Annotated in this window: 28 protein-coding genes; 23 read left to right on the top strand and 5 right to left on the bottom strand. The window is 63.6% G+C overall.

Annotated features, from left to right (window positions below):
• Window positions 1-2: 2 nt before the first annotated feature.
• The 4 genes from AD662_RS02455 to AD662_RS02440 all read right to left on the bottom strand — a co-directional run bounded on the left by AD662_RS02455 (window position 3) and on the right by AD662_RS02440 (window position 3,453).
• A complete protein-coding gene (locus tag AD662_RS02455; protein WP_018601310.1) occupies window positions 3-404 on the bottom strand; it encodes a helix-turn-helix domain-containing protein in 402 nt (133 codons plus the stop codon).
• Complete coding sequence (locus AD662_RS02450; RefSeq protein WP_053177853.1) at window positions 401-697, bottom strand: type II toxin-antitoxin system HigB family toxin; 297 nt, start codon at window positions 695-697, stop codon at window positions 401-403. Before AD662_RS02450 ends, AD662_RS02455 begins: the two co-directional genes overlap by 4 nt.
• Window positions 698-862: 165 nt before the next feature.
• Entirely contained in the window at window positions 863-1,141 is a 279-nt protein-coding gene (locus AD662_RS02445) for a hypothetical protein (RefSeq protein ID WP_053177852.1), read from the bottom strand.
• A gap of 1,406 nt (window positions 1,142-2,547) precedes the next feature.
• Complete coding sequence (locus tag AD662_RS02440) at window positions 2,548-3,453, bottom strand: LysR family transcriptional regulator (RefSeq protein ID WP_193384630.1); 906 nt, start codon at window positions 3,451-3,453, stop codon at window positions 2,548-2,550.
• Window positions 3,454-3,658: 205 nt separating this feature from the next.
• Between AD662_RS02440 and ycaC the strand changes: the two genes are divergently transcribed.
• Together ycaC and trxC are read left to right on the top strand one after the other, a co-directional pair.
• Window positions 3,659-4,285 carry an isochorismate family cysteine hydrolase YcaC gene (ycaC, locus tag AD662_RS02435; protein WP_018603387.1) on the top strand — a complete coding sequence of 209 codons (627 nt, stop codon included), beginning with the start codon at window positions 3,659-3,661 and terminating at the stop codon, window positions 4,283-4,285.
• A gap of 110 nt (window positions 4,286-4,395) precedes the next feature.
• On the top strand, window positions 4,396-4,818 hold the full coding sequence (trxC, locus tag AD662_RS02430) for a thioredoxin TrxC (RefSeq protein ID WP_053185282.1): 423 nt from the start codon (window positions 4,396-4,398) through the stop codon (window positions 4,816-4,818).
• 151 nt (window positions 4,819-4,969) lie between these two features.
• Here the strand turns inward: trxC and AD662_RS02425 are convergent, their stop codons facing one another.
• A complete protein-coding gene (locus tag AD662_RS02425) occupies window positions 4,970-5,740 on the bottom strand; it encodes a ParA family protein (RefSeq protein ID WP_014336219.1) in 771 nt (256 codons plus the stop codon).
• 350 nt (window positions 5,741-6,090) lie between these two features.
• Between AD662_RS02425 and AD662_RS02420 the strand changes: the two genes are divergently transcribed.
• The 21 genes from AD662_RS02420 (at window position 6,091) to AD662_RS02320 (ending at window position 24,744) form a co-directional block, all read left to right on the top strand.
• A complete protein-coding gene (locus AD662_RS02420; protein WP_033062487.1) occupies window positions 6,091-6,819 on the top strand; it encodes a beta-ketoacyl synthase chain length factor in 729 nt (242 codons plus the stop codon).
• Window positions 6,795-7,604 carry a lysophospholipid acyltransferase family protein gene (locus tag AD662_RS02415; protein WP_018603396.1) on the top strand — a complete coding sequence of 270 codons (810 nt, stop codon included), beginning with the start codon at window positions 6,795-6,797 and terminating at the stop codon, window positions 7,602-7,604. Before AD662_RS02420 ends, AD662_RS02415 begins: the two co-directional genes overlap by 25 nt.
• Window positions 7,585-7,842, top strand: a complete 258-nt coding sequence (locus tag AD662_RS02410) for a phosphopantetheine-binding protein (protein ID WP_018603399.1) — start codon at window positions 7,585-7,587, stop codon at window positions 7,840-7,842. Before AD662_RS02415 ends, AD662_RS02410 begins: the two co-directional genes overlap by 20 nt.
• Before the next feature lie 9 nt (window positions 7,843-7,851).
• Window positions 7,852-8,106: an acyl carrier protein gene (locus AD662_RS02405; RefSeq protein WP_003197040.1), complete on the top strand. Its 255-nt coding sequence runs from the start codon at window positions 7,852-7,854 to the stop codon at window positions 8,104-8,106.
• Window positions 8,103-8,648, top strand: a complete 546-nt coding sequence (locus AD662_RS02400; protein WP_018603423.1) for a COG4648 family protein — start codon at window positions 8,103-8,105, stop codon at window positions 8,646-8,648. Before AD662_RS02405 ends, AD662_RS02400 begins: the two co-directional genes overlap by 4 nt.
• Window positions 8,645-10,324 carry an ApeI family dehydratase gene (locus AD662_RS02395; protein WP_033062488.1) on the top strand — a complete coding sequence of 560 codons (1,680 nt, stop codon included), beginning with the start codon at window positions 8,645-8,647 and terminating at the stop codon, window positions 10,322-10,324. The genes AD662_RS02400 and AD662_RS02395 overlap by 4 nt, the downstream gene beginning before the upstream one ends.
• Window positions 10,325-10,509: 185 nt before the next feature.
• On the top strand, window positions 10,510-11,244 hold the full coding sequence (locus AD662_RS02390) for a glycosyltransferase family 2 protein (RefSeq protein WP_018603427.1): 735 nt from the start codon (window positions 10,510-10,512) through the stop codon (window positions 11,242-11,244).
• A complete protein-coding gene (locus tag AD662_RS02385; RefSeq protein ID WP_053177849.1) occupies window positions 11,241-12,185 on the top strand; it encodes a lysophospholipid acyltransferase family protein in 945 nt (314 codons plus the stop codon). Before AD662_RS02390 ends, AD662_RS02385 begins: the two co-directional genes overlap by 4 nt.
• Complete coding sequence (locus AD662_RS02380; protein ID WP_024616258.1) at window positions 12,166-13,710, top strand: HAL/PAL/TAL family ammonia-lyase; 1,545 nt, start codon at window positions 12,166-12,168, stop codon at window positions 13,708-13,710. The genes AD662_RS02385 and AD662_RS02380 overlap by 20 nt, the downstream gene beginning before the upstream one ends.
• Window positions 13,703-14,128, top strand: a complete 426-nt coding sequence (locus tag AD662_RS02375; protein WP_053185279.1) for an acyl-CoA thioesterase — start codon at window positions 13,703-13,705, stop codon at window positions 14,126-14,128. Before AD662_RS02380 ends, AD662_RS02375 begins: the two co-directional genes overlap by 8 nt.
• Window positions 14,125-14,718: a LolA family protein gene (locus AD662_RS02370; protein WP_053177848.1), complete on the top strand. Its 594-nt coding sequence runs from the start codon at window positions 14,125-14,127 to the stop codon at window positions 14,716-14,718. The genes AD662_RS02375 and AD662_RS02370 overlap by 4 nt, the downstream gene beginning before the upstream one ends.
• The gene (locus tag AD662_RS02365; RefSeq protein ID WP_053185276.1) at window positions 14,702-17,041 is read left to right on the top strand and encodes an MMPL family transporter; all 2,340 of its coding nucleotides are present in this window, start codon (window positions 14,702-14,704) and stop codon (window positions 17,039-17,041) included. Before AD662_RS02370 ends, AD662_RS02365 begins: the two co-directional genes overlap by 17 nt.
• The gene (locus tag AD662_RS02360) at window positions 17,038-18,195 is read left to right on the top strand and encodes a hypothetical protein (RefSeq protein WP_053185273.1); all 1,158 of its coding nucleotides are present in this window, start codon (window positions 17,038-17,040) and stop codon (window positions 18,193-18,195) included. Before AD662_RS02365 ends, AD662_RS02360 begins: the two co-directional genes overlap by 4 nt.
• Window positions 18,182-19,429 (top strand): NAD(P)/FAD-dependent oxidoreductase, encoded by a 1,248-nt coding sequence (locus AD662_RS02355; RefSeq protein WP_053185270.1) that lies wholly within the window; start codon window positions 18,182-18,184, stop codon window positions 19,427-19,429. Before AD662_RS02360 ends, AD662_RS02355 begins: the two co-directional genes overlap by 14 nt.
• 10 nt (window positions 19,430-19,439) lie before the next feature.
• Window positions 19,440-20,168: a class I SAM-dependent methyltransferase gene (locus AD662_RS02350; protein ID WP_053185267.1), complete on the top strand. Its 729-nt coding sequence runs from the start codon at window positions 19,440-19,442 to the stop codon at window positions 20,166-20,168.
• The gene (locus tag AD662_RS02345) at window positions 20,165-20,647 is read left to right on the top strand and encodes a DUF3261 domain-containing protein (protein ID WP_053185262.1); all 483 of its coding nucleotides are present in this window, start codon (window positions 20,165-20,167) and stop codon (window positions 20,645-20,647) included. The genes AD662_RS02350 and AD662_RS02345 overlap by 4 nt, the downstream gene beginning before the upstream one ends.
• Window positions 20,644-21,840, top strand: coding sequence for a beta-ketoacyl-[acyl-carrier-protein] synthase family protein (locus AD662_RS02340; protein WP_053185259.1), 1,197 nt, complete (start codon window positions 20,644-20,646; stop codon window positions 21,838-21,840). Before AD662_RS02345 ends, AD662_RS02340 begins: the two co-directional genes overlap by 4 nt.
• Window positions 21,837-22,304 carry a hotdog family protein gene (locus tag AD662_RS02335; RefSeq protein WP_014336202.1) on the top strand — a complete coding sequence of 156 codons (468 nt, stop codon included), beginning with the start codon at window positions 21,837-21,839 and terminating at the stop codon, window positions 22,302-22,304. Before AD662_RS02340 ends, AD662_RS02335 begins: the two co-directional genes overlap by 4 nt.
• Window positions 22,301-23,029 carry a 3-oxoacyl-ACP reductase FabG gene (gene fabG, locus AD662_RS02330; RefSeq protein ID WP_053185257.1) on the top strand — a complete coding sequence of 243 codons (729 nt, stop codon included), beginning with the start codon at window positions 22,301-22,303 and terminating at the stop codon, window positions 23,027-23,029. The genes AD662_RS02335 and fabG overlap by 4 nt, the downstream gene beginning before the upstream one ends.
• Window positions 23,029-24,255 (top strand): beta-ketoacyl-ACP synthase, encoded by a 1,227-nt coding sequence (locus tag AD662_RS02325; protein WP_053185254.1) that lies wholly within the window; start codon window positions 23,029-23,031, stop codon window positions 24,253-24,255. The genes fabG and AD662_RS02325 overlap by 1 nt, the downstream gene beginning before the upstream one ends.
• A gap of 42 nt (window positions 24,256-24,297) precedes the next feature.
• Window positions 24,298-24,744 carry a hypothetical protein gene (locus AD662_RS02320; RefSeq protein ID WP_018603453.1) on the top strand — a complete coding sequence of 149 codons (447 nt, stop codon included), beginning with the start codon at window positions 24,298-24,300 and terminating at the stop codon, window positions 24,742-24,744.
• The last annotated feature ends 364 nt before the right edge of the window (window positions 24,745-25,108 follow it).

The raw sequence follows: 25,108 nt of genomic DNA, 5'->3' as shown, positions 1-25,108 counted from the left end.
CATCAAATAAAGGTCTCAACCGATACGCCGAAGCGCTCCGCCAGCCAGCGGATCTGCCTTAAATTGAGCTGGCGCTTGCCGCTCAATATCTCCGACACCACCGACTGGGTGCCGACACCCGGCAAGTCGCTCTGGCTCATCCCATGCTCGCGCATCAGATAGCGAAGTGTCTCGACGCCACTGGCCTTGGGCATTGGCCGATGTTGGTGATCCCAGGCCTCAATCCATTCACCGATGATGTCCACCAGGCTCATCAGAGGATGGGCTTCTTCTTCGCCAATCAATTCCAACAATTCATCGAGCGCTGCGACCAACCGGTCGTAATCCTCTTCGCTCCTGGGTTTGCGCAGCAGGGGCGACACAAACTCCCAATGGGCGGCGACTTGTTCGATCAGTGCACTCATCCCTTTTCCTCCTTCCACCTGCCTCTGTCGTATTCCCGATGGTCAAGCACGCATTTGATATACAGACGCTGCGCTCGGTATCGAATCACCGCAATCAGCCGCAACTTGTTTCCACCGATGTCAAACACATGCAGCGGACCGACCTTGTCGGTTGCCGGAAATATGGATTTCATCGCTGCGAAAACAGCCGGGCTATTGCGCTTGATCAGCCGATACCATTGATCCAACGCATTCGCTGAATGTGGCCATGTCTCCTTGGCCTCCCAAATGCGTTTCTCAGTGATCACATGCATGCAACGTCCTTATCGCATTTTGCTATGGGGAAGTTAAACACAAATCTGGCGCATCGCAAATTGCGATAGCGCCAGTTAGACAAATGGTTAGTTCTTGCTGGTTTCCAGCCTAGTCGCCAAAAGCTTTAGGTCTCGGTAAGAAATGTGAGCAGATATGAGTCCTGCTCACCCAACCTTATCGTTCCCCTGCTCAGGCATCTCGATGCCCGGTTCCGTCTCGGCCCCCTCTTCGCCAACCGGTTTGGCCGGCGTTTTTTTCTCCGGGTAACCGGGCATGCCGCGGGCGTCTTCAGGGGTCAGTTCATCCCGGTCGTGGCGGCGGTCGGTGGCGTAGGACGGGGCGGCGTTGGGGTCCTCGTCGCGGCCGGCGGTGCCGAGTACGAAGCCGTCATCGTTGGGGTTGTCCACTGTTTGGGGAGTGGCTGGGTCTTGAGGATGGCTCATGGGACCTCCTGAGTCTGCAAACAGATACGTGGTGTCTTTTTGAGGCCGTGACACCTTTTCAGTGCGGCGCACCTGATGAATGGCAGCCTTGAGTGCAAGCCCCACAATGGGATTGGAGTACGAGAGGGAGAGCCCAGGCCGGCTATCAGGCCGCCTCGCGAGCAAGCTTTGCTCCCACAGGACCAGCCCAAACAAGTCTGACGGGTGTACGACCGGGAGAGCCAGGTCGGCCGTCAGGCCGCCTTCGCGAGCAAGCTTTGCTCCCACAGGACCTGCCCAAACAAGTCTGACGGGTGTACGACCGGGAGAGCCAGGTCGGCTACTAGGCCGCCTCGCGAGCAAGCTTTGCTCCCACAGGACCTGCTCAAACAAGTCTGACGGGTGTACGACCGGGAGAGCCAGGTCGGCTACTAGGCCGCCTCGCGAGCAAGCTTTGCTCCCACAGGACCTGCCCAAACAAGTCTGACGGGTGTACGACCGGGAGAGCCAGGTCGGCTACTAGGCCGCCTCGCGAGCAAGCTTTGCTCCCACAGGACCTGCTCAAACAAGTCTGATGGGTGTACGACCGTGAGAGCCAGGTCGGCCGTCAGGCCGCCTCGCGAGCAAGCTTTGCTCCCACAGGACCTGCCCAAACAAGTCTGATGGGTGTACGACCGGGAGAGCCAGGTCGGCTACTAGGCCGCCTCGCGAGCAAGCTTTGCTCCCACAGGACCTGCCCAAACAAGTCTGACGGGTGTACGACCGGGAGAGCCAGGTCGGCCGTCAGGCCGCCTTCGCGAGCAAGCTTTGCTCCCACAGGACCTGCTCAAACAAGTCTGATGGGTGTACGACCGGGAGAGCCAGGTCGGCTACTAGGCCGCCTCGCGAGCAAGCTTTGCTCCCACAGGACCTGCTCAAACAAGTCTGATGGGTGTACGACCGTGAGAGCCAGGTCGGCTACTAGGCCGCCTCGCGAGCAAGCTTTGCTCCCACAGGACCAGCCCAAACAAGTCTGACAGGTGTACGACCGGGAGAGCCAGGTCGGCTACTAGGCCGCCTCGCGGTGGACGTTGATTTCGGGCGCCCCGTTAACCACGCTGGCCGAACGCAGGCATTGTGGAGTGGGCATCCCGGCATGGATGCCGGGATAGCCGCGCTGGGCCATGGATGGCCCTTCGCGGCGGGCCCACGGAGCAATGCCGGAGTGAGGGCACACCGAGCCTAGGCGAGGTGCCGAGTGGTGGGGCAAAGCGCTTTTGGTTACTTTTGGCGCTCTTCCAAAAGTGACCCGCTGTAAAAGCGGAACCCTAAGTGGCCGTTACCGCAGAAATGGATATGTACCCGGTCAAAACCCCCCGACCAACTATCAGGCCACCATCCCAAGCAAACCCACACAAGGGAAATACACTGGCATGGCTGCCTCCACGCTACGCCATATCACTCTGGCTGAATTCCTCGGCCAGAAAGTCAATCAGCGTACGCACCGACGGCAGCAACCCGCGTCGCGAGGCAAAGATCGCATGGACGATCCCGCACTTGGGCGTCCAGCCCGGCACCAGTTCCACCAATCGGCCGGCCGCTATGTCTTCGCGCACCACCACGGCGGGCAGGTGGGCGACGCCGATGCCGGCCAACACGGCGTGACGCAGGGCCAGCAGGTCGTCGGTGACCATGCGCGGTTCATGGCGGATCAGCGCGCGGGTGCCGTCCGGGCCGAACAACTCCCACTGGTATTCCCGCTGCGCCGCGCCCCAGTGCACGCTGGGCAAGCCATTGAGGTCCGCCGGGGAAGCCGGTGAAGACAAGCGCTCCAGAAACGCCGGGCTGCCCACCAGGCACTGGGTGCTGTTGCTCAGCACTTTCATGACCATGTCGGTGTTTTCCAGCGGCGGAAAGCGCACCCGCAAGGCGATATCGAACCCTTCATGGATCAGGTCGACCCGGCGGTTGGTGCTCTCGATGAACAACTCCACCCGTGGGTACTTGAGCATGTAGCGAGTCAGCATCGGCCCGACCCAGCTGTTGAGCAGCGCCGTCGGGCAACTGATGCGCACCAGCCCCTGGGGTTCGGAGCGGTTGCGCTCGATCACTTCCGCCGCGCTCTCGGCCTCGACCCGCATCGCCAGGCAGCGCTGGTAATAGGCCTGGCCGATCTCCGTCAACGTGCAGTGGCGGCTGGTGCGATGGAGTAACCGCACCCCGAGCCGCTCCTCCAACTGGGCAATACGCCGGCTGAGCTTGGATTTTGGCATGTCCAGCGCCCGGCCCGCGGCGGCGAAACCGCGGTGCTCGACCACCTGGGTGAAGTAGTAAAGCGTGTTGAGGTCTTCGATGATCGTTCTCCAAATAGAACGCTAAGGCGAATTTTTGCAGTCTAGCGCATCAAAGGTGCCAGTTTTAATCTACACCCATCGAAACGCAACACGGATTCAAACCGGCGCTTCGGCCAGATGAGTCACCGAATAATCGCAACACCGCCATTAAAAACCTTAACCACGCCGAAACCTTCGGCAACCAAAACTTAATGAGGGCTACGCCATGACCACTTCCTACAACCGTCTCGACAAAGATAACGCCGCCGTTCTGCTGGTCGATCACCAAGCCGGCCTGCTGTCCCTGGTACGCGACATCGACCCGGACCGCTTCAAGAACAACGTGCTGGCCCTGGCTGACCTGGCAAAGTACTTCCAACTGCCGACCATCCTCACCACCAGCTTCGAAACAGGCCCCAACGGCCCGTTGATGCCAGAACTCAAGACGCTGTTCCCGGATGCGCCGTACATCGCTCGTCCTGGCCAGATCAACGCCTGGGACAACGAAGATTTCGTCAAGGCGATCAAGGCCACCGGCAAGAAACAACTGATCATCGCCGGCGTCGTCACTGAAGTCTGCGTAGCCTTCCCGGCACTGTCGGCCCTGGCCGAAGGTTTCGAAGTGTTCGTGGTCACCGATGCGTCCGGCACGTTCAACGAGCTGACCCGTCAATCGGCCTGGGACCGCATGTCATCCTCCGGTGCGCAACTGATGACCTGGTTCGGCCTGGCTTGTGAACTGCACCGCGACTGGCGCAACGACGTGGAAGGGCTGGCGACCTTGTTCTCCAACCACATCCCGGACTACCGCAACCTGATGACCAGCTACAACACGCTGACCAACGCTAAATAACAGCCACACCGATTTACCCCTGTGGGAGCAAGCTTGCTCCCACAGGGGTTTTTGTGGTGGTTTCTATATAGTGTTCAATCTGTGCCAAAGATTTTCTGGAGACTGACCTGATGCTGATCCCCTGCCCCCATTGCAACGGGCTCAATCGCATACCCGCCGAACGCCTGGGCGACCAGCCCAAGTGCGGGCGCTGCAAGGCCCAGGTGTTATTGAGCAAACCGTTCGAACTCAAACAAGGCGATTACGCCAGCCAGATCAAGGGTGACCTGCCGTTGCTGGTGGATGTGTGGGCCGATTGGTGTGGGCCGTGCAAGTCCTTCGCGCCCGTGTTCGAACAAGCCGCCGCACAGCTGGTGGGCAAATGCCGGTTGACCAAGCTCGACAGCGAGGCCAACCAGCAACTGTCGGCGCAGTTGGGCATTCGCTCGATTCCCAGCCTGATTCTGTTCAAGGACGGCCGGGAAGTAGCGCGCCAGAGTGGGGCGCTGCCGTTGCCGCAGTTGATGGCTTGGTTGCGCAGCCAGGGGATTTGAAGCCATGAGATAACTGTGGGAGCGGGCTTTGTGGGAGCAAAGCTTGCTCGCGATCCAGGCGCTGCGGTCCTCAAGAGACCGCGGCGTTTTCATCGCGGGCAAGCCTTGCTCCCACACAGTTGCTCCCACATGGGTTTTGCACAGGTCAGATTCAGGCGCTTTCCAGCAGGCTATGCAACTCCATGAACTGCTGGGTCAGCTTGTGCCGCGGGTCGAGGTGGATCAGCGGCAGGCTGGCCTGGTGGGACTCGCGCATACGCACCGAACTGCTCAGGTACACCGGCAATACGGGCAGGCCTTCGGCGATCAGTTCGTCGAGAATCTGTTGCGGCAGGCTGGCCCGGGCCTGGAATTGGTTGACCACGATGCCTTCGACTTCCAGGCCTTCGTTATGGTCGTCCTTGAGCTCTTCGATTTCCGCCAGCAGGCCGTACAGGGCCTGCCGGGAGAAGCTGTCGCAGTCGAAGGGGATCAGCACCCGATCGGCGGCGATCAATGCTGAAACCGCATAGAAATTCAGTGCAGGCGGGGTATCCAGGTAAATCCGGTCGTAATCCTCCTCCAGCTCTTCAAGCAGTTTGCGCAGCTTGTTGATCTTGTGCTTGGCCTCAAGCTTGGGCTGCAGATCCGTCAGTTCCGCCGTGGCGGTGATCACGTGCAGGTTGTCGAACGGCGTTTCGTAGATATCCACCTTGTTCTTTTTCGAGAACGGCCCGGACGACAGGGTTTGCTTGAAGAAATCGGCAATGCCCATGGGAATGTCATCGCCGGTCAAGCCAGTCAGGTATTGAGTGGAGTTGGCCTGGGCATCCAGGTCTACCAACAGCGTGCGATAGCCTTCGCTGGCGCTGACTGCCGCCAGATTGCAGGCGATGCTGGACTTGCCAACGCCACCTTTCTGATTGAACACCACACGCCGCATGTCAAAACCTCCGTGTATCAAAGATTCCCGAGTGTAGTAGGCAGCGACACTGCTTAGCTACCTTCTGCGTAGAAGGACTACAGCAACAGTGGCTTTTCCAACGATTCGGACGTCAATTCGCCCAGACCGTGACAGAAACAACCGACAGACCGGCTCGTGCTGATCGCGACCATGGTCCGGGTCTGGCCTTGAGCGGACCAACTCGTACATTTCGCTGGGCAAAATGTAACCAGTATTTGCTACAAGCCAACCGCACCGGGATAATGCGCGCCACTTGGGTCGCAAGGCCATGCAGGGTTGGACGCGGGTCAAACCACTGAACCGTGACAATAAAAGCCCGCAGGGGTGGGATGAAGTTTGTGATCAATTTCAATATCGCCCAATGGCGCGCATGGGCCCCTGGGCTCGAAAGCGTGGACGATTGGCAGGCATGGAGCCGACAGCCGGTCGTATTGCCGCCCAGCGATGCCGCCCCTGACGTATCGTTCCTGCCGGCCATGCAGCGCCGGCGCCTCAGTCGCCTGGCGCGGATGGCCTTCAGTGTTGGCTGGCCGTTGGCCGAGGGTCGACCGGACCTACCGTTGGTCTTTATTTCCCGCCACGGTGAAACCCCGCGCACTTTTGAGATTCTCAAGGACCTGGCAGCCGATCAGCCATTGTCGCCGACCCAATTCAGCCTGTCGGTGCACAACGCGGTGATTGGCCTGTGGTCGATCATGCGCGGCGAAACCAGCGAAATGACCGCCCTGGCCGCGACCGGCGACGGGTTGGAGCACGGTGTGCTGGAGGCCGTCGCGCTATTGAACGAAGGATCGCCTGCGGTGCTGCTGGTGATCACCGAAGAACAACCTCCGCAAGTCTATGCTCCGTGGGTCGATGACGTGCCGTTTCCCTATGCCATGGGCCTGCTGCTGACCCCGGGCGATGACTGGCAACTGGACCTGTGCGCGCAGGCCGGCCAATCGTCTGGTAGCGACTGGCCCCATGCCCTGGATCTGTTGCGTACCCTGCTGAACAACGAAACCACCTGCCAACATGCCTGGAAGAATCGTGTATGGACCTGGCAACGCAACCGGTGACCGGTAAACATCGCGACGCCTATTACTGGCGCCTGGTCGCGACCGCAGCAAGCTTCGCCCTGTTCGGGCTGGGCGGGCTGTGCCTGCGTTTGCTGGTATTCCCGTTGCTGGCCTGGTGGCCCGGCGACGCCCAGGCTCACCGTCAAAGGGCGCGCCGCACGGTCGGGCGGTTGTTCTGGTTCTTTATTCGGTTCATGGCCCGCACCGGCGTGCTCACCTACCAGATCGATGGCGCCGAACGGCTCGGGCGCCCCGGGCAGATGATCATTGCCAACCACCCGTCGCTGATCGACGTGGTGTTCCTGATCGGGCTGGTGCGCGATGCCAACTGCGTGGTCAAGCAAAGCCTCTGGGACAACCCCTTTACCCGTGGCCCACTGCGTTCGACCCAATACATCAGCAACGACGGCAGCATGGACATGCTCGATGCCGCCAGCGACGCCCTGCAAGAGGGCCAGACGCTGATCGTCTTCCCCGAAGGGACGCGCACCCAGCCAGGCCAGGTGCCGGCCTTTCATCGGGGGGCGGCGGCCATCGCCCTGCGGGGTGCGAAAATCCTCACACCCGTCACGATCAAGGTCTGCCCCACGACCCTGACCAAGGCTGAACCCTGGTATCGCATCCCCCAGCGCCGCGTGCACTTCAGTTTCCGCGTCGGGGCCGATATAGACCCACAGGCGTTCGCCGCGCTCGGCCCGCCTCCCCAGGCTTCGCGCAGGCTCAACGATTTTCTGCATCACTATTACATCAAGGAGCTCGCCGAAGATGAGCGATCTGCACCGTGACATCAAACAGCTGATCATCGACGCCCTCGGCCTGGAGGACATCGGCATCGACGACATCGGCGACCACCAGACCCTGTTCGGCGAAGGCCTGGGCCTGGACTCGGTGGATGCCCTGGAGCTCGGCCTGGCGATCCAGAGGGAGTACGGCATCAAGATCGATGCCGACGCCAAGGACACCCGTAACCATTTCAGCAATGTGGCAAGCCTTGCGGCCTTCGTCACTGCAAAACGCCCCTGAGACCGGACCATGCAAACTCGTGACGACATTTTCCACACCCTGCGCGATGCTCTGGTCGAGCTTTTCGAGCTGGACCCTGAGCGTGTGACGCTGGAATCGAACCTGTACCAGGACCTGGAAATCGACAGCATCGATGCAGTCGACCTGATCGACCATATCAAGCGCCAGACCGGCAAGAAAATCGCCGCCGAAGAATTCAAGTCGGTGCGCACCGTCAATGACGTGGTCGAGGCGGTTTATCGACTGGTCCAACCGGCCGCATGACCCGGCTGATTGGCCTCGGCCTGCTGCTGGCGGGCCTGCTCTACCCCTTTGCGGTGTATTTCGGCATGGAGCACTTCGCCCCGTGGCAGTTCGGGCTGCTGCTGGGCAGCCTGTGGCTGGCCCGGGCGTTGCTTGGCAAGGGCGGGGCCGGCAGCCGCTGGATGGCGGCCACGGCGATCGTGTTTTGTGTATTGCTCGCGCTGTTCGACAGCCCGCTCCTGCTGCGCTGGTACCCGGTGCTGATCAGCGCGTTCATGCTCGGGCTGTTCGTGCTGAGCCTGAAATACGGCCCGCCGATGATCGAACGCCTGGCCCGCCTGCGCGAACCGCAGCTGCCGGCCAAGGCGGTGGTATATACCCGTCAGGTCACGGTGGCCTGGAGTGTGTTTTTCCTGTGTAACGGCTTGCTCGCCGCCGCCCTGACCCTCTGGGCGCCGCTGAGCTGGTGGATGTTGTACACCGGCCTGATTTCCTACGGATTGATGGGGCTGCTGTTTGCCATTGAATGGCTCATACGACAACGGGTAAGAGGCCGCCCATGAATTGGATAACACTTGAGCAGATGCTGCTCAAGGCTCAGCCGGAACGCACCGTTGCGGTCGATCCGGCGCTGAATCACTCGCAACTGCGGGACGCGGCGTTGCGCCTGGCGGCCGGCCTGCACGCCCGGGGCGTGCGGCATGTGGCGGTGCACCTGGAAGATGCCGCCGACCTGGCCATCACCCTGCTCGGTGCCTGGCGCGCCGGGGTGCGAGTCCTGCTTCCCGCCGACCTGCAAACGCAGACACGCCAGCGCTGGGCGGCGGACGTGGATCTGTGGCTGACCGACCAGCCCGGCGACACCCATCCCAACGACGTGCAACAGGCGCCGATGGACGCCGCCGAACTGGACCTCGATCACTGCTGGCTGAGCCTGTGCACCTCCGGCTCCAGCGGCGAGCCCAAGCGCATCGAGAAAACCCTGCGCCAGTTGAGTAACGAGGTCCTGGCCCTGGAACACCTGTGGGGCGCCGACCTGGGCCCGGCCTGCATGATCGGCAGCGTTGCCGCACAACACATCTACGGGCTGCTGTTCCGGGTGCTGTGGCCGCTGTGCGCCGGGCGTGCGTTCGTGCGTCGGCAATTGGCCTTCCCGGAAGACCTGCAACGTGCCAGCCGTGAGCAACCGGCCTTCGCCTGGGTCGCCAGCCCGGCGCTGCTCAAGCGCATGGGCGACAACCTCGATTGGCCGGCCTTGAGCTGCGTGCGCCGGGTGTTCTCCTCTGGCGGCGCCTTGCCCCCCGAGGCTGCGCAAAGCCTGCAGCAGCGCCTGGGGCAATGGCCGACGGAAATTTTCGGCAGTTCGGAAACCGGCGGCATCGCCTGGCGCCAGGGTGACGGATTGTGGCAACCCTTTGCCGACGTCGAGCTGAGCCAGGACAGCGACGGCGCCTTGCTGATCGCCTCGCCCTATCTGCCGGCCGGGCATGTGGAACACACCGCCGACGCGGCACGAATCGCCGAAGATGGGCGCTTTGAGCTCCTCGGGCGACTGGACCGTATCGTCAAGCTCGAAGAAAAACGCATCTCCCTGCCGATGCTCGAACAAGCGCTGGTAACCCACGACTGGGTCAGCGAAGCGCGGCTGGGGGTGGTGCAGGAAAATCGCGCCTCCCTCGGCGCGCTGCTGGTGCTGAGCGACGCTGGCCTGCGAGCCTTGCGCAACCAGGGCCGGCGCGCCGTCACCGAGGGCCTGCGCCGGCACCTGAGCGAACATTGCGAAACCCTCGCCCTGCCGCGGCGTTGGCGCTGGCTGCGGCAATTGCCGCTCAACGCCCAGGGCAAGCTGCCCCAGGCCGAAGTCGAGGCGCTGCTGATGGCGCCACGCCCCAAGGCTCCCGAAGTGTTGGAACACGTCGAAACCGACGGTGAGTGGAACCTGCAACTGGTCGTGCCGCCAGACCTGGCGTACTTCAGCGGCCACTTCCCCACCGCGCCGGTACTGCCGGGCGTGGTGCAGGTCGACTGGGCCTTGAGCCTGGGCCGGCAATTGCTGGACCTGCCGCCCCGCTTCGTCGGCATGGAAGTGCTGAAATTCCAGCAACTGGTTCGCCCCGGCGATGAAATCCAGCTGCACCTGCGCTTCGACCGCGAGCGCTGCAAGTTGTACTTTGCCTACCGCAATGACACGGCGGCGTGCTCCAGTGGACGGATTGTGTTGGGGGTGGCCGATGACTGATTGCACCGAGGTGCTCCTGTGGCGAGGGGATTTATCCCCGCTGGGTTGCGCAGCAACCCCAAATTCTTCGCAACGACACAGACTGATGGCGAGCGCTTCGCACTCGAGCGGGGCGGTGCGACGGTTCGCTAAATCCCCTCGCCACAGGAAGGTTGTGCACAGGGAAACCGTGGAGGGAGCAGAATATGCATAACCCCTGCGCCGTCATCCCGGTCTACAACCACGAAACCGCCATCTCGGCCGTGGTCCAGGCGTTGCTCGCCAACGGCCTGCCCTGCGTGCTGGTGGATGACGCCAGCAGCCCGGCGTGTGCCGCCGTGCTCGATCGGCTGGCCGAGGGCGAGCGGGTTCACCTGGTCAGGCTGGCCGTCAACCAGGGCAAGGGCGGCGCGGTGATGACCGGCTTGCGGGAAGCGGCGCGCCTGGGCTTCAGCCACGCCTTGCAGGTGGACGCCGACGGGCAGCACGATCTTGGCGACGTGAAGACGTTCATCGAGCAATCCCGTGCCCACCCGGACGCGGTGATCTGTGGTTATCCGCGCTACGACGCCAGCGTGCCGAAAGGTCGTCTGTACGCGCGCTACCTGACCCACGTGATGGTCTGGATCAACAGCCTGTCCTTGCAAATCCGCGACTCCATGTGCGGCTTTCGGGTCTACCCCTTGGCACCGACCCTGGCGCTGATCGACTCGGCCAATATCGGCAAGCGGATGGATTTCGATTCGGACATCCTCGTGCGCCTGGCCTGGCGCAATCAGCCGATGCACTGGCTGCACACGCGGGTCCATTACCCTCAGGACGGGGTCTCGCACTTTCGCCTGTTCCACGACAACGTACTGATTTCCAGCATGCACACCCGGTTGTTCTTCGGCATGCTGGTGCGTTTCCCCCTGATTCTCTGGCGACGGTGGCGGGCATGAGCGTTCAGGAAGACAAGCAGCATTGGGCCGACCGCCAGGAGCGCGGCAGTTTCTGGCTGATGAAACTCACCGCGCTCGCCGCCAAGGTGCTCGGTCGGCGTTTGCTGACCCCGGTGCTGTACGGCATCGTCCTGTACTTCTTCATTTTCGGCCGCAGCGCTCGCCAGGCCGCCTGGCAATATCAGCAACGCCTGGCCGACTGGAGCGCACGTCCCGAGCTGCGCCCGACCCGCTGGCGGGTGTTCGGGCAGTTCATGGCCTTTGCCGACTCCCTGCTGGACAAGCTCGACGTCTGGAACGGCAAGCTGAGCATCGACCAGATCGAAATCGTCGACCCGGCGCTGCTGCGCAATCATCTGCGCGATGCCCGCGGGCAAATGCTGGTGGGCGCGCACCTGGGCAATCTGGAGATGTGCCGGGCCCTGGCCGAGCTGGGCGAGAAAGTCACCATGAACGTGCTGGTGCACACCAAGCACGCCGAGCAGTTCAACCGTTTGCTGGGCGAAGCCGGTGCCACGCACTTGCGGCTGATCCAGGTCAGCGAGCTGAACCCGGTGATCATGTTGCAGTTGAGCGAGCGCCTGGAGCGCGGTGAGTGGCTGGCGATTGCCGGCGACCGCGTACCGCTGCACGGCGGGCGCAGCGTGACCGTGGACTTCATGGGGCTTGCGGCCGCATTCCCCCAGGGCCCCTGGCTGTTGGCCGGCCTGCTGAAATGCCCGGTCAACCTGCTGATGTGCCTCAAGCACGAGGGACGCTATCGCGTCACCCTCGAACCCTTCGCCGATGCCGTGGTGTGGAAACGCAACGACCGCGAGCAAGTGATCGCCTACTGGGCTGGCCGCTACGCCGAGCGCCTGGCGCAATACTGCCTCCAGGGGCCCCAACAGTGGTTCAACTTTTACCCTTTCTGGAAGACCGATGACGATGCCCACTCTTGAGCCGGTAACCTTCGGCGAACGCCCCTTGCGCATCGAAGATGTGCTGGCCCTGGCCAACCGTCAGGCACCGACGCAGTTGCAGGATGACCCGGCGTTCCGCCAGCGCATCGCCAAGGGTGCGCAATTCCTCGATTCCCTGCTGGACAAGGAAGGCGTTATCTACGGCGTGACCACCGGTTACGGCGACTCCTGCGTGGTGGCCGTGCCGTTGCACCACGTCGAGGCCCTGCCGCGTCACCTGTACACGTTCCACGGCTGCGGCCTGGGCAAGTTGCTCGACGCCCAGGCCACCCGTGCGGTGCTGGCGGCGCGTCTGCAGTCGCTGTGCCACGGCGTGTCCGGGGTGCGGGTGGAACTGCTGGAACGCCTCCAGGCCTTTCTCGAACACGACATCCTGCCGCTGATTCCGGAAGAGGGCTCGGTGGGCGCCAGCGGCGACCTGACGCCGCTGTCCTACGTCGCCGCCACGCTGTCCGGTGAACGGGAAGTGATGTTCCGTGGCGAACAACGATTGGCCGCTGATGTGCACCGTGAACTGGGCTGGACCCCATTGGTGCTGCGGCCCAAGGAAGCCCTGGCGCTGATGAACGGCACCGCCGTGATGACCGGCCTGGCCTGCCTGGCCTTCGCCCGCGCCGACTACCTGCTGCAACTGGCGACCCGCATCACCGCGCTGAACGTCGTCGCCCTGCAAGGCAACCCGGAACACTTCGACGAACGCCTGTTCGCCGCCAAGCCACACCCGGGGCAGATGCAAGTCGCCGCGTGGCTGCGCAAGGACCTGGCGATCGACGCCCCCACCGCGCCGCTGCATCGCCTGCAGGATCGCTATTCCCTGCGCTGCGCGCCCCATGTGCTTGGGGTATTGGCCGACAGCCTGGGCTGGCTGCGCGCGTTCATCGAAACCGAACTCAACAGCGCCAACGACAACCCGATCATCGACGCCGAAGCCGAGCGCGTGCTGCACGGCGGGCACTTCTACGGCGGGCATATCGCCTTCGCCATGGACAGCCTGAAGAACCTGGTGGCCAACGTCGCCGACCTGCTCGATCGCCAGCTCGCACTGCTGGTGGACGAGCGCTACAACCATGGCCTGCCCAGCAACCTGTCCGGCGCCAGCGCCGAGCGGGCGATGCTCAACCATGGCTTCAAGGCCGTGCAGATCGGCACCAGTGCCTGGACCGCCGAAGCCCTGAAAAACACCATGCCGGCCAGCGTGTTCTCGCGCTCCACCGAGTGCCACAACCAGGACAAGGTAAGCATGGGCACCATCGCCGCCCGGGACGCGATCCGCGTACTGGAGCTGACCGAACAAGTCGCCGCCGCCACCTTGCTGGCCGCCAACCAGGGCGTCTGGCTGCGCAGCCGTGCCGAAGACGCGCGCCCACTGCCGCCGGCCCTGGCCGCCATGCACCAGCAACTGGCCGAGGATTTCCCGCCGGTGATCGAAGACCGCGCCCTGGAAGGCGAGCTGCGCCTGTGCCTGCAACGCATCGCCGAGCAACACTGGAGGCTGCATGCGTAACCAAGGCGTTTTGCACGTTGACACACACATCGTGGTGCCGTTCTTCGATGTCGATTCGATGAACGTGGTCTGGCACGGCCACTACGTCAAATACCTGGAAGTGGCCCGCTGTGCCTTGCTCGACCTGATTGGCCACAACTACAACGACATGCTCGAATCCGGCCATGCGTGGCCGATCATCGACCTGCAATTGCGCTACGTGCGCAGCGCCGTGTTCGGCCAGGCCCTGACCGTGCGTGCCAGTCTGGTGGAGTGGGAAAACCGGCTGAAGATCAATTACCTGATCAGCGACGCAGCCACCGGCGAGCGCTTGACCCGTGCCAGTTCGGTGCAAGTGGCCGTGGACCTCGCCAGTCGCGAAATGCTGCTGGCCTCGCCCCGGGTCTTTGTTCAAGCCGTGGAAAGGAAACTGCCATGAAGCGCCTGGTTATCTGGCTGTTGCTGTGCTGCCTGGCGCCCGCTGCCCAAGCGTTCGACTTGCAACAACTGAGCGAGCAACTGGCCCGCCCGGAGGTGATCCACGGGCAGTTCATCCAGGAAAAACACCTGCGCGCCCTGCCCCAGCCCCTCACCAGCAAGGGCCGCTTCGTGCTGGCGAAAAACCACGGCCTGCTGTGGCTGCTGCAAACCCCGCTGCAACAGGACTACCGCATCACCACCCAGGGCATCGCCCGACGAGACGGCAGCACCTGGCAGATGTTGCCGAACAAGAGCGCCGGCGCCGAGCAGAACCGCTTGTTCCTGGCCGTATTGCAGGGTGACAGCACAGGCCTGCAGCGGGATTTCGAACTGAGCCTGTCGGGCGAGCCGCAACAATGGAAGCTCACCCTGACCCCGCGCTCGGTGCTGCTCAAACAGGTTTTCAACCAGATCAACATTGACGGCGGCGAACTGGTACAGCGCATCGAACTGCTCGAAACCCAGGGCGACAGCACCGTGCTGCGCATGCAGGACGCTACCCCTGCGCAACCGTTGAGCGAAGCGGAGCAACATGATTTTGCCGAGTGAACGGATGCTGCCCCGGCTGTTCCTGATCCTGCTGCTGGCGGTGCTCGCGCTCGCCGGTTGGCAATGGCGTAACGGCGCGCCGCTGTCGGCCAATCTCATGGAGCTGGTGCCGGGGACGTCGCCCGATGCCCTGGAGCTGATCGCCGAACAACGCATGCAGGAGCCGCTCAATCGCGAGGTGCTGGTGCTGGTCGGTCACACCGATCGCCAGCAAGCCATCGCCCTGGCGCAAACCCTCGGCGAGCAATGGCAGGCCAGCGGCCTGTTCGACAAGGTGCAGTGGACGTTGCAGGCCGACTTGCCGGCGCTGCGCAGGCAATTGCTCAACGGGCGGCTGGCGATGCTCTCGGCGGTGGACCGGCAGCAATTGATCGAGCAGCCCGAGGCGTTCATCCAACAGCGGGTGCAGGCCCTGTTCGACCCATTCAGCGGCTTCAGCCTGGTGCCGAACCAGGACGACTGGCTGGGCCTGACCGGGCGCATCCAGAACAGCCAGCCACAACGCGGCGCGATAAAATTCGACATCGGCAGCGGTGCGCTGGTCGCCGATGCCGACGGTAAAAGCTGGGTGATGCTACGGGCCCGGGCCCAGGGCAACGCCTTCGACATGAACCTGCCGCTGCAAGTGGCCGAGCTGCTGCAACGCAGCCGCGACCAGGCGGCCCAGGCCCAAGGGCAACTGCTGGCGGCCAGCGGCCTGCTGTACGCCGCCAGCGGCCAGCAACAGGCGTCGCGGGAAATCACCTGGGTCGGCGGTGGCGCGACGGTCGGCATCTTGCTGCTGCTGTTGCTGGCCTTCCGGCGCCTGCGCGTGTGGCTGGCGTTCGTGCCGGTGCTGGTGGGCATGCTGTTCGGCGCGGTGGCGTGCGTGGCCTTGTTTGGCCGCATGCATGTGATGACCCTCGTCCTGGGTTCCAGCCTGATTGGCGTGGCCGTGGATTACCCGTTGCACTACCTGTCCAAGAGCTGGAGCCTGAAGCCATGGCGCAGCTGGCCGGCCTTGCGCCTGACCCTGCCGGGGCTGAGCCTGAGCCTTGTGACCACCTGCATCGGCTACCTGGCCCTGGCCTGGACGCCCTTCCCGGCCTTGACCCAGATCGCGATCTTTTCCGCCGCTGGGCTGGTCGGCGCCTACCTGAGCGCCGTCTGCCTGCTGCCGGCGCTGCTCAAGGGTGCCGACTTGCGCCCGGCCCAGTGGCCGCTGCGGCTGTGCGAATGCCTGCTCCAGGCCCGCCAAGCGCTGTTGGCGCGGGTGCCCACGCCAGTGCTGCTGGTGTTGCTGCTGAGCTTTTGCGCAGGCGGCCTCTGGCACCTGACCACCAAAAACGACATTCGCCAGTGGATCGGCACGCCCCAGCACCTCACCGACGAAGCCCGCGACATCGCGCGCATCACCGGTTTCCAGCCCACCAGCCAGTTCTTCCTGATCCGCGCCGACGATCAGTCCCAACTGCTGGAGCGCCAGACCGCCCTCAACGAGCGGCTGGATCAGTTGATCGGCCTGGAAAAACTCCAGGGCTACCTGTCGCTGAACCAACTGGTCAGCCCCCCCGCCGAACAGCAGAACGTGCGTGAGGCCCTGGCCCGCTTGCCAGCCTTCTGGCAACCGCTGCTGGACCTGGGCGTGCCGGTCGCCGCGCTGCAAGCGGAGCTGGCGCAACTGCAAGCCTTGCCGGTGGAAGACATCGATGCCGCGTTGACCGGGCCCCTGGCGGAGCCCTATCGCACACTCTGGCTCGGACCGACAGGGCAAGGCGTGGCCGCCATGATCAGCCTCCAAGGCTTGAACGATGCCGCATTGCTGCGGGTGCAGGCGGTGGATTTGCCGGGCGTACAACTGGTGGATCGCCTGGGCGACCTGAACCGGGTCTTCGCCGCCACGCAGGTCAGCGCCGCCGAATTGAAACTGGCCTCCTGCGTGTTGATTGTGCTGGTGCTGATCTGGCCGTTCGGTGTCGGCGCGGCCTTGCGCATCGTCGCCCTGCCATTGCTGGCCGCGCTGTGCAGTTTGGCGAGCCTCGGCTGGCTGGGGCAGCCACTGACCTTGTTCAGCCTGTTCGGCCTGTTGCTGGTCACGGCCATCGGTGTCGATTACGCGATCCTGATGCGCGAGCAGATCGGCGGTGCCGCCGTGAGCCTGCTGGGCACGTTGCTGGCGGCGGTCACCACCTGGCTGTCGTTCGGCCTGCTGGCGCTGTCCAGCACCCCGGCGGTGAGCAACTTCGGCCTGGCAGTAAGCCTGGGGCTGGCCTTCAGTTTCATGCTGGCGCCGTGGGTCGGACACCAGACCCACGCGGCAGCGGTCGCGGAGCCCGCCCCATGATGATCCTACTGTTCTGGCTCATGGCCCTGGGGCTATTCGCAGTCGCGACCCACATAGGCCGTCGCTTCGGGTTGATCCCGATTGTCAGCCAGTTGTTGCTGGCGACGTTCGGCCTGCCGCTGCTGATGTATTTCTGGATCGAGCCGGGCTGGCAGCTCAGCGGCGCGCAACTGGTGTCGCCGGTGTGGCTGAAGAACCTTTACAGCCTCGCGTTTGCGCTGTTGCTGGGGCACATCCTCAGCGACGTGATCGACCTGCGCCTGGACCGCCAGAGCGTGAAAATCGCCCTGCCAAGCTTCGTCGTTCCGTTCGCCTGCGGTCTGGCGACAGCGTTCTGGCTGCTGCCGCCCCAGCCCTGGATCAGCTCCCTGGCGGTGGGACTGCTGTTTGCGATCACGGCGATCCCGGTGCTGTACCTGTACCTGCATCACATCGATTACCCACCCGCCGCCACACGGCGACTGGTGCAAACGGCGATCCTGATCGACCTGGCCTGCTGGAGCTTGTTCGGCCTGGCCCAGGGCAGTCTTCACCTGGGCAGCCTGCTGTTGCCGTTGGCCGGCGCCTGTGTGCCGCTGCTGTTGCGCCTGGTTGGCCTGCGCCAGCCGTTGCTGTACAGCGGCGTGTTTTTTGCCTTGCTGGTGGTGGCCGAGCACTACCGGCTCAATGCCCTGATCGTCGGCATCGGCTATCTGCTGTGCATGGCCGCGCTCAAAGTGCCCTTGAGGCTGCCGCTCAATATCGCCTGGATGCAGGGTTTGCAGACATACCTGGCGATCCCGCTGATCCTCACGTTCGGCATTGTGCAGATCGACGTCCACAGCGCCATGAGCAGCCTCGACGGGGTGCAATTGACCGCGTTGCTGCTGTTGCCCATTGCCAGCAAACTGCTGGGCAACTGGCTGGGCCTGGGTTGGGCCACCACATCATTCGCCGGCGCCAGTCGCTGGCGCGAAAGTGTCCTGCTGAACATTCGCGGCTTGAGTGAAATCGTCTTCCTCAACCTGCTCTTGCAACAACAACTCATCAGCCCGGCGTTGTATTTCACGCTGATGCTGATGGGGCTGATCGCCACATTGCTGCCGGCCGTGGCCGGTTTCCACCGTATCCCCTCGCTTGCCGTCCCGGCCAGGAGCTCCCGTGCCAACAGTTGAAACGGAACGTCGACAGGTCGTCATCATCGGCGCAGGCCCTTCCGGCGCCATCGCCGCCGCGCTGCTCAAGCGCAAGGGCCACGATGTGCTGGTCATCGAGCGCCAGCATTTCCCCCGGTTCTCCATCGGTGAGAGCCTGCTGTCCCATTGCCTGGATTTCGTCGAAGAAGCCGGCATGCTCGACGCGGTGAATGCCGCCGGGTTCCAGCGCAAGAACGGCGCCGCGTTTGCCTGGGGCGAGCGCTACAGTGCCTTCGATTTCGGCGACACCTTCAGCAACGGCAAGCCCACGACCTTCCAGGTGCAACGCGCCGACTTCGACAAGTTGCTGGCCGACCAGGCCGCCCTGCAAGGCGTGGAGATCCGCTACGGCCAAGCAATCACCAACGCCGATTTCACTCTCGCCAAACCACAACTGGGCGTGCAGCGCGAAGACGGCAGCGAGTACTGCGTCGAAGCCGATTTCGTGCTCGATGCCAGCGGCTATGGCCGAGTCCTGCCGCGCCTGCTGGACCTTGAGGCGCCGTCGAACTTCCCGGTGCGCCAGGCGGTGTTCACGCATATCGAAGATCGCATCGACGCCCCGGCTTTTGATCGGGACAAGATCCTCATCACCACCCACCCGAGCAAACGCGACGTGTGGTTCTGGACCATTCCATTCAGCGACGGGCGCTGTTCGGTGGGTGTGGTTGCAGCGGCGGAACATTTCGCCGGCCGCACCGACGACCTCGATGCCTGCCTGCGCGGTTTCATCGATGAAACTCCAAGCCTGGCCGGCGTGCTGCAGAACGCCGTGTGGGACACCCCGGCGCGGACCATCGGCGGCTACTCGGCCAACGTCAAGACCCTGCACGGCCGAGGCTTCGCCCTGCTGGGCAACGCTGCGGAATTCCTCGACCCGGTGTTCTCCTCCGGCGTGACCATTGCCATGCGCTCGGCGAGCATGGCCGCCGACGTGCTCCACCGTCAGTTGCAAGGTGAACCCGTGGATTGGCAAAGCGAGTTTGCCGTGCCGCTCAAGCGCGGCGTCGACACCTTCCGCTGCTATGTCGAGGGCTGGTACGCCGGCACCTTCCAGGACGTGATTTTCTACACCGAAGGCTCGGCCGACATCCGCCGCATGATCAGCTCGATCCTAGCCGGCTACGCCTGGGATCAGCGCAATCCGTTTGTCAGCGAACCCAAGCGGCGCCTGCGCATGCTCTCGGAAATCTGCGCGAGCCCGACGCCATGAGTCAGCAAGCATGAGCTACCTGAGCGACAACTACGTCGAAGAAACCCGCTTCGGTTTCTGGTTCCTGCGCAGCCACACCTGGCAGCACCATGTGTTGCGCGTGGCGATCAACGACCTGCGCAGCCTGTTCAGCACCCCGCTGCCGAGCAACCCGGTGCTGCTGGACGCCGGCTGCGGCCAGGGCAAATCATTCCAGTACCTGCGCCAGGTGTTCGCGCCACACCGCCTGATCGGCGTGGATGCCGACCCCCACAGCCTGGACCTGAGCCGGGAGGAGGCCACGCGCCAGGGCATGACCGTGGAGCTGATTGGCAGCGACTGCGCGACATTGGCAGTGCCCGATGCCAGCGTCGACCTGCTGTTCTGCCACCAGACGTTCCATCACTTGGTGGAACAGGAAAACGCCCTCGCCGAGTTCTACCGCGTACTCAAGCCCGGCGGCTATTTGATGTTCGCCGAATCCACCGAAGCCTACATCGACACCTGGGTGATTCGCTGGCTGTTCCGTCATCCCATGCACGTGCAGAAAAGTGCCGCGCAGTACCTGGAGATGATCCGTGGGCAGGGTTTCCAGTTCGAAACCTGCAACGTGTCCTATCCGTACCTGTGGTGGAGCCGCGCCAAGGACTTCGGCTTGCTGGAGCGTTTTGGCCTGCGCCGGGCCAAACCGTTCGGCGAGCGAGAGGAAACCCTGGTCAATGTGGTGGCTCGCAAGCCCGTCGAAGGGGCCATCGGATGATTCGTGCCCTGCTTATCGGCTGCCTGTTGCTGCTCAGTGCCTGCGCCAGCCATGCGCCGCTGCCCGAGCGCACGCCAACCCTGGCCTTGCCGATGCAACTGCACATCGAGCGGACAATGGCCGGCCAACGCCAGGATTGGCTGCTGGTGATCCAGCGCGAAGACGCCGGCATCCGTTGGTCGATGATGGACCCGCTGGGCATTCCCGTGGCCCGCCAGCGCCTGGTCGCGGGCCAGTGGCAGGCCGACGGCCTGCTGCCGCCCAATGCCGAGGCCCGGGAGTTGTTCGCCGCGTTGTTGTTCGCCCTGACCCCCGAAGCCGAACTGCCCGGCAACTACCCGGCCGCCCGGCAACAGGCGGCGCAACGGACCCTCGATAGTCGCTGGCAGGTGCGCTACACGCAGCCGCTGGATTTTGAAATGAGCCTGCCCCAAGGCCCCCGCTACCGCATCACACCGTTGACCGAGAACGCCCAATGACCGCCTATTTGAATGCCCTCGGGGTGATCTGTGCCCTGGGCCGCGACAAGCGCAGCGTCGCGCGCAACCTGTTTGCCGGCGACTGCTCGGGCGTGCGTATCAAGGACGGCTGGGTCGCCGAACGTGCGTTGCCGGTTGCCGCGGTGCCGGGTGAACTCGCCCCCATTCCCCCAACCCTGTTGGCGCACCGCAGCCGCAACAATCAACTGCTGCTGGAAGCCGGGCTGCAGATTCGCGCCGAGATCGACCAGGCCATCCAGGCCTACGGTCGCGCCCGCATCGGCATCGTGTTGGGCACCAGCACTTCGGGGATCGATGAGGCCAGCCAGGGCATTGCCCATTACCTGCGCGAACAACACTTCCCCGACGGCTACGACTACCAGCAACAGGAACTCAGCGCGCCGGCCAACTTTCTTTCCGACTGGCTCGGCCTGAGCGGCCCGTCCTACGTGATTTCCACGGCCTGCACCTCCAGCGCCCGCGCCTTGATGAGCGCCCGGCGCCTGCTCGACCTGGGCCTGTGCGATGCGGTGCTGTGCGGTGGCGTGGACAGCCTGTGCAAACTGACCCTCAACGGTTTTTCCGCACTGGAAGCGGTGTCGAACGAACGCTGCAATCCGTTTTCGGTGAACCGCAGCGGCATCAACATTGGCGAAGCAGCCGTGCTGTTCCTCATGAGCAAGACGCCGGGCGAAGGAGCACCGATTGCCTTGCTCGGCGACGGTGCCAGTTCCGATGCCCACCATATTTCCGCACCTGAACCCAGCGGTCGTGGCGCCCGCCAGGCCATGGAAAAAGCCCTGCGTTGCGCCGGCCTCGAGGCCAGCCAGATCGACTACCTGAACCTGCACGGCACCGCCACGCAACACAACGACGCCATGGAAAGCCAGGCGGTGGCCGGGCTGTTTCCGGCGGGCGTGCCCTGCTCGTCCACCAAGCCCATGACGGGCCATACCCTCGGCGCGGCCGGGGCACTGGAAGCGGCGTTCTGCTGGCTGGCCCTGAGCGCAGAGAACACCGCCCTGGCCCTGCCGCCGCATGTCTGGGACGGCCAGGCCGATCCGGCCCTGCCGGCGCTGGACTGGGTCACCGCCGGCACCCACCTTAGCCCGGCCACCCCGCGCCGCCTGATGAGCAATTCATTTGCATTCGGCGGCAACAACGTCAGCCTGATTATCGGAGACGCCCCATGATTGACTGGCCGCTCGCCGAACTGCTGCCCCATGCCGGCGACATGATCCTCATCGACCGGATCCTGTCGTTCGATGACGAACAGATCCATACCCACGCCACCGTCAAGCCCGGCGGTTTGTTCAGCCGCGACGATGGCGCGCTGCCGGCCTGGGTCGGCATCGAGCTGATGGCCCAAAGCGTCGCCGCCTTTGCCGGTTGCCATGCACGCCAACGGGGTGATGCCGTGGCCCTGGGCTTTTTGCTCGGCACCCGCAAGTTCGAATGCAACGTCGAGTGTTTTCCAGCCGGCGTCGAGCTGACCATCCACGGCGTGCGCTCCCTGGAAGACGACAACGGCATGGGCGTGTTCGAATGCCACATCCACGCCCCCGGCATCCACGCCACGGCCCGGCTCAACGTATTCCGTCCGCCCCAGGCCGCCCATTACCTTCATGAACCGTCCGCAACAGGAAACCCGTCATGACTGAATCCGTACTGGTCACCGGCTCCAGCCGTGGCATCGGTCGCGCCATCGCCCTGCGCCTGGCCCAGGCCGGGCACGACATCGTGCTGCACTGCCGCAGCGGCCGCGCCGAGGCCGAGACGGTCCAGGCGCAAATCCAGGCTCTGGGCCGCAACGCCCGGGTGCTGCAATTCGACGTGGCCGACCGTGCCGCGTGCAAGGCCATCCTCGAAGCCGACGTCGACACCCACGGTGCCTATTACGGCGTGGTGCTCAACGCCGGCCTGACCCGCGACGGTGCCTTCCCGGCCCTGAGCGAAGACGACTGGGATGTGGTAATGCGCACCAACCTCGACGGTTTCTACAACGTGCTGCATCCGGTGATGATGCCGATGATCCGTCGTCGCGCCGCCGGGCGAATCGTCTGCATCACCTCGGTTTCCGGACTGATCGGCAATCGCGGCCAGGTCAACTACAGCGCCTCGAAGGCCGGTTTGATCGGCGCGGCCAAGGCGTTGGCAATCGAGCTGGGCAAGCGCAAGATCACCGTCAATTGCGTCGCGCCAGGCCTGATCGACACCGCCATGCTCGATGAAAACGTACCCGTGGAAGAACTGATGAAGATGATCCCCGCCCAGCGCATGGGCACTGCAGAAGAAGTGGCGGGTGCGGTGAATTTCCTGATGTCCGCCGAAGCCGGCTACATCACCCGGCAGGTCCTGGCCGTCAACGGAGGCTTGTGCTGATGAAGCGCGTCGTCGTCACCGGCATGGCCGGTATCACCTCAATAGGCAGCGACTGGGAGACCATCGCCGCCAACTTCGCCGCCAACCGCAGCGGCATCCGGCGCATGGATGAGTGGGACCGTTTCACCGAATTGAACACCCGCCTGGCCGGCCCCATCGACGACTTCCAGGTCCCGGCCCACTGGACCCGCAAGCAACTGCGCAGCATGGGCCGGGTTTCGCGCCTGGCGGTGGGCGCGGCGGAACAGGCCCTGGCCGACGCCGGCCTGCTGGGCGACGAGTCGATCAAGGACGGGCGCATGGGCGTGTCCTGCGGTTCGTCCACCGGCAGCACCGACGAGATCAAGGCCTTTGGCAACATGCTGCTCAACAGCGTGGCCGAAGGGCTGAACGCCAACTCCTACGTGCGGATGATGCCCCACACCACGGCGGCCAACATCAGCATCTTCTTCGGCCTGACCGGACGCCTGATCCCCACCTCCAGCGCCTGCACCAGCGGCAGCCATGGCATCGGCTACGCCTACGAAGCCATCAAGTTCGGGCGCCTGCCGTTGATGCTCGCCGGTGGCGCTGAAGAACTGTGCCCGACCGAAGCGATGGTCTTCGATGCGCTCTACGCCACCAGCCTGAAAAACGATGCGCCGCAAACCAGCCCGCGCCCCTACGACAAGGACCGCGACGGTTTGGTGATCGGTGAAGGCGCCGGCATGCTCGTGCTTGAAGAACTGGAACACGCCCTAGCCCGTGGCGCACGGATCCATGCCGAGATCGTCGGCTTTGGCAGCAACGCCGACGGCCAGCACGCCACCCGCCCCGAACTGCTCACCATGCGCCGGGCCATGGAACTGGCCCTGGAAGATGCCGGCCTCGAGCCCTCGGCCATCGGCTACGTCAACGGCCACGGCACCGCCACCGAACAGGGCGACATTGCCGAAACCCTGGCCACCAGCAGCCTGTTCGGCGAACACATGCCCATCAGCTCACAGAAGAGTTTCCTCGGCCACACCCTGGGTGCCTGCGGGGCGCTGGAGTCCTGGTTCAGCATCGAAATGATGAACCGCGACCTCTACGTGCACACCTTCAACCTCGATGAGGTTGATCCCCAATGCGGCAAGCTCGATTACCTGCGTAACGAGTTCAGGTCGATGAGCAACGAATACGTGATGAACAACAACTTCGCCTTTGGTGGGGTCAACACCTCGCTGATTTTCCGCCGCTGGCACTGAATCGGATTCAAAACCCTGTTGCCCCTCGTCAAGGAGACCATGATGTCGTTGAAGAAAATCGCCGTGACCGCCGCCCTGTTGCTCAGCACCCTGCCAAGCCTCAGCCAGGCCCGTGATACCGCGCTGTTCCTGCCGTTCGACAAAGTCGTCGCCGAAGCCATCCGCACCGGCAAGATCGACGGCAGCGTGAAGTTCTACCTGGCCGGCAACAAACCGGCCGGCAACGTCACCGTGGTCAGCCCAGGTGCGGTGACCAACAAGAAAACCAACGCTTTCAACAAATCCGATGAAGTAGCCTGCGAATGGGTCCTGCAATCGGCCCTGATCAGCCTGCACCAGGCAGCCAAGAACGCCGGCGCCAATGCCGTCACCAACATCGTCAGCTTCTACAAGCGCAACGAACGCAAGGACTCCACCACCTACGAATGCCACGCCGGCGCGATCATGGCGGGTGTTGCGTTGAAAGGGGATTTGGCGAAGGTGCAATAAAAAAAGCGCCTGTTGAGCCATTAGAGAAGCCTGACGACTAATGCCAGGCCATCAAACACCCTCATGTGGGAGCTGAGCCTGTGGGAGCAAGGCTTGCCCGCGATGCAAACACCTCGGTCTAGCAGATAGACCCAGGCGATGCCATCGCGAGCAAGCTCGGCTCCCACAGGGTGGGGTGGTGTACCCAGATATTGCGAACACCAAAGATCCACTGTGGGAGCGAGCCTGCTCGCGATAGCGGTGGGTCAGCGCCGGTGATGTCGGCTGTGCCGCCGTCATCGCGAGCAAGCTCGGCTCCCACAGGGTTGGGTGGTGTACCCAGATATTGCAAACACCAAAGATCCACTGTGGGAGCGAGCTTGCT

The sequence above is a fragment of the Pseudomonas kilonensis genome (genome assembly GCF_001269885.1).
Taxonomy (GTDB): Bacteria; Pseudomonadota; Gammaproteobacteria; order Pseudomonadales; family Pseudomonadaceae; genus Aquipseudomonas; species Aquipseudomonas kilonensis.
This window is presented reverse-complemented; position numbering and strand designations above follow the sequence as displayed.

Bases quoted from the DNA above. Each gene is read 5' to 3' on its own strand.
- AD662_RS02425 (WP_014336219.1), bottom strand. From the start codon at position 5,740: ATGCGGCGTGTGGTGTTCAATCAGAAAGGTGGCGTTGGCAAGTCCAGC.
- AD662_RS02410 (WP_018603399.1), top strand. From the start codon at position 7,585: ATGAGCGATCTGCACCGTGACATCAAACAGCTGATCATCGACGCCCTC.
- AD662_RS02360 (WP_053185273.1), top strand. From the start codon at position 17,038: ATGATGATCCTACTGTTCTGGCTCATGGCCCTGGGGCTATTCGCAGTC.
- AD662_RS02340 (WP_053185259.1), top strand. From the start codon at position 20,644: ATGACCGCCTATTTGAATGCCCTCGGGGTGATCTGTGCCCTGGGCCGC.
- AD662_RS02400 (WP_018603423.1), top strand. From the start codon at position 8,103: ATGACCCGGCTGATTGGCCTCGGCCTGCTGCTGGCGGGCCTGCTCTAC.
- AD662_RS02415 (WP_018603396.1), top strand. From the start codon at position 6,795: ATGGACCTGGCAACGCAACCGGTGACCGGTAAACATCGCGACGCCTAT.
- AD662_RS02450 (WP_053177853.1), bottom strand. From the start codon at position 697: ATGCATGTGATCACTGAGAAACGCATTTGGGAGGCCAAGGAGACATGG.
- AD662_RS02365 (WP_053185276.1), top strand. From the start codon at position 14,702: ATGATTTTGCCGAGTGAACGGATGCTGCCCCGGCTGTTCCTGATCCTG.
- AD662_RS02345 (WP_053185262.1), top strand. From the start codon at position 20,165: ATGATTCGTGCCCTGCTTATCGGCTGCCTGTTGCTGCTCAGTGCCTGC.
- AD662_RS02385 (WP_053177849.1), top strand. From the start codon at position 11,241: ATGAGCGTTCAGGAAGACAAGCAGCATTGGGCCGACCGCCAGGAGCGC.
- AD662_RS02420 (WP_033062487.1), top strand. From the start codon at position 6,091: ATGAAGTTTGTGATCAATTTCAATATCGCCCAATGGCGCGCATGGGCC.
- AD662_RS02320 (WP_018603453.1), top strand. From the start codon at position 24,298: ATGTCGTTGAAGAAAATCGCCGTGACCGCCGCCCTGTTGCTCAGCACC.
- ycaC (WP_018603387.1), top strand. From the start codon at position 3,659: ATGACCACTTCCTACAACCGTCTCGACAAAGATAACGCCGCCGTTCTG.
- AD662_RS02395 (WP_033062488.1), top strand. From the start codon at position 8,645: ATGAATTGGATAACACTTGAGCAGATGCTGCTCAAGGCTCAGCCGGAA.
- AD662_RS02375 (WP_053185279.1), top strand. From the start codon at position 13,703: ATGCGTAACCAAGGCGTTTTGCACGTTGACACACACATCGTGGTGCCG.
- AD662_RS02455 (WP_018601310.1), bottom strand. From the start codon at position 404: ATGAGTGCACTGATCGAACAAGTCGCCGCCCATTGGGAGTTTGTGTCG.
- AD662_RS02350 (WP_053185267.1), top strand. From the start codon at position 19,440: ATGAGCTACCTGAGCGACAACTACGTCGAAGAAACCCGCTTCGGTTTC.
- AD662_RS02405 (WP_003197040.1), top strand. From the start codon at position 7,852: ATGCAAACTCGTGACGACATTTTCCACACCCTGCGCGATGCTCTGGTC.
- AD662_RS02370 (WP_053177848.1), top strand. From the start codon at position 14,125: ATGAAGCGCCTGGTTATCTGGCTGTTGCTGTGCTGCCTGGCGCCCGCT.
- trxC (WP_053185282.1), top strand. From the start codon at position 4,396: ATGCTGATCCCCTGCCCCCATTGCAACGGGCTCAATCGCATACCCGCC.
- AD662_RS02390 (WP_018603427.1), top strand. From the start codon at position 10,510: ATGCATAACCCCTGCGCCGTCATCCCGGTCTACAACCACGAAACCGCC.
- fabG (WP_053185257.1), top strand. From the start codon at position 22,301: ATGACTGAATCCGTACTGGTCACCGGCTCCAGCCGTGGCATCGGTCGC.
- AD662_RS02380 (WP_024616258.1), top strand. From the start codon at position 12,166: ATGACGATGCCCACTCTTGAGCCGGTAACCTTCGGCGAACGCCCCTTG.
- AD662_RS02445 (WP_053177852.1), bottom strand. From the start codon at position 1,141: ATGAGCCATCCTCAAGACCCAGCCACTCCCCAAACAGTGGACAACCCC.
- AD662_RS02335 (WP_014336202.1), top strand. From the start codon at position 21,837: ATGATTGACTGGCCGCTCGCCGAACTGCTGCCCCATGCCGGCGACATG.
- AD662_RS02325 (WP_053185254.1), top strand. From the start codon at position 23,029: ATGAAGCGCGTCGTCGTCACCGGCATGGCCGGTATCACCTCAATAGGC.